3 protein-coding genes are annotated in these 1646 nt (G+C 38.0%); all 3 read left to right on the top strand.

Features of this window, described 5'->3' with window-relative positions; translation table 11 throughout:
* The coding region (locus tag E1163_RS00655) for an RHS repeat domain-containing protein (protein ID WP_221417884.1) at positions 1 to 870 on the top strand (870 nt) is incomplete at its 5' end.
* The gene (locus E1163_RS00650; RefSeq protein WP_155168595.1) at positions 854 to 1342 is read left to right on the top strand and encodes a hypothetical protein; all 489 of its coding nucleotides are present in this window, start codon (positions 854 to 856) and stop codon (positions 1340 to 1342) included. The genes E1163_RS00655 and E1163_RS00650, both read left to right, overlap by 17 nt.
* A gap of 116 nt (positions 1343 to 1458) precedes the next feature.
* Positions 1459 to 1646: hypothetical protein (locus E1163_RS00645; protein ID WP_155168594.1), on the top strand; the 188-nt coding region annotated here is incomplete at its 3' end.

The raw sequence follows: 1646 nt of genomic DNA, 5'->3' as shown, positions 1-1646 counted from the left end.
CGCGTGTTCTTTGATGATATGAAGGTGGTGGTTACTGAAAGTAATGTGTTGGAAACCAGTGATTATTACCCTTTTGGTCTTCAGGTGGCAGGAGGTTTTAGGAGGGTTACTGCTAAGGAGAATAGGTTTAAATTTCAGGGGCAGGAACACATCAGTGATCTTGGGCTTAACTGGGACTCTTTTAAGTGGAGAAATCACCAACCTGATATTGGAAGGTTTTTCAATGTAGATCCTTTGGCAGATGATTATGTTTATAATAGTCCGTATGCTTTTGCTGAGAATCGAGTAATTGATGGGCGAGAGTTGGAAGGACTAGAGTGGGTAAACGCTAAAGGCCAAAAGGTTTATGATCCTAAAGCTAATGGAGGTAAAGGAAGTTACACGCAATACGCCACTGATAATCATAAACGTTTAGGAAATTCTCTTCAGGGCACTAATTCAGGAAAGAGACAATTTAGTAAGCTAGTGAACTCAGAAGCCCCTATAACTACAATATTAAACGAGTCAAAGGGGCCTACTTACAAGGATAAAGAGAGTGAAAAGAAAGGTATTTTGCAATTGGGAGTAACGGATGTTACCACTTATAAAGAAATAAATTTTAAAACAGGTAAATCAGAAATAGGAGTTGATAACTCAGAAATCAAAATTAACCTAGGAAGTATTCTTAAGATTATGGAAGATGGAGGGACATTCAGTGGGGAAGATTTAAAAGGGTTGTCTCTTGAAGAAGTTATTGGTGCAGTTTTTGGTCACGAAATTGAGCATACAACTCAGGAAAATGTTAATGTCAAAGAGCCGGAAGAACCAGCACATGACATTAGTGCAGAGATAATAAGAGAGACTAAAGATCAAAATGATGAGAAAAAGTAAGGATTCAAAGTGGTTTTACATACTTATAATAATTTGCTTTCTAAGCTTAAATGTATCGGTGAGTGTTGCTCAAATGGTTAATTCTCAGTCAGATGTCAATATAATAAAGAAAGGTGTGGTTGACTTTTTAATTAGTCAAGGTGATTTGGAAAAAGGTGGTGAATTAGAAGATTACGATAAGCGGATGCATATGGAGGAATTGTTGGACGAAACTGTCTTGGGCTATAAGCGAAGTGGTATCTATAGAGTAAGGGTTTTTACAAGTCATACCAAGCAATATGTGTTGATAAAGAATAACTTAGAGTATGACATTTTAGACACTGATAACTTGGGAGTTGCTCTAAAATCAGTTGCCGATTTTCTTGCAGCTAGAGAATTGTCAAATGATAAAATACTGGCATATATGAAAGCTGTGATTAAGATATATGAGATTAATGAAAAGCGGAATCCTGTAGGTTTAAAAAATGATTGAGATGCCGCTAACACAAGTTTAAAGGATGAACTCTTCTGGTACTTGATGACTAGTCCTGAATAAGCGTTACAGTTTTTACAAGGATAAAAAAACAGATAGCATCAAGGTTATTCTTGGTGCTACTTTTCTTGTTCAGCAACCTCAAGGAAACGAGAGAAACGTTTAATAGTGCCGATGCCACCGCTAGTGACATCCATGTGGCCGGTGACGATGAAGTAGTGATGCTGAACAACAGCCAGATCGCGGGGCCAGCCATCAGTTTGCCGGTAGGGCGGGGTGATGAGATAGACATGGAAGTATATAG

Origin of the sequence: Fulvivirga kasyanovii, assembly GCF_009711405.1 — a bacterium.
In the GTDB taxonomy this organism is placed as follows: Bacteria; Bacteroidota; Bacteroidia; order Cytophagales; family Cyclobacteriaceae; genus Fulvivirga; species Fulvivirga kasyanovii.
This window is presented reverse-complemented; position numbering and strand designations above follow the sequence as displayed.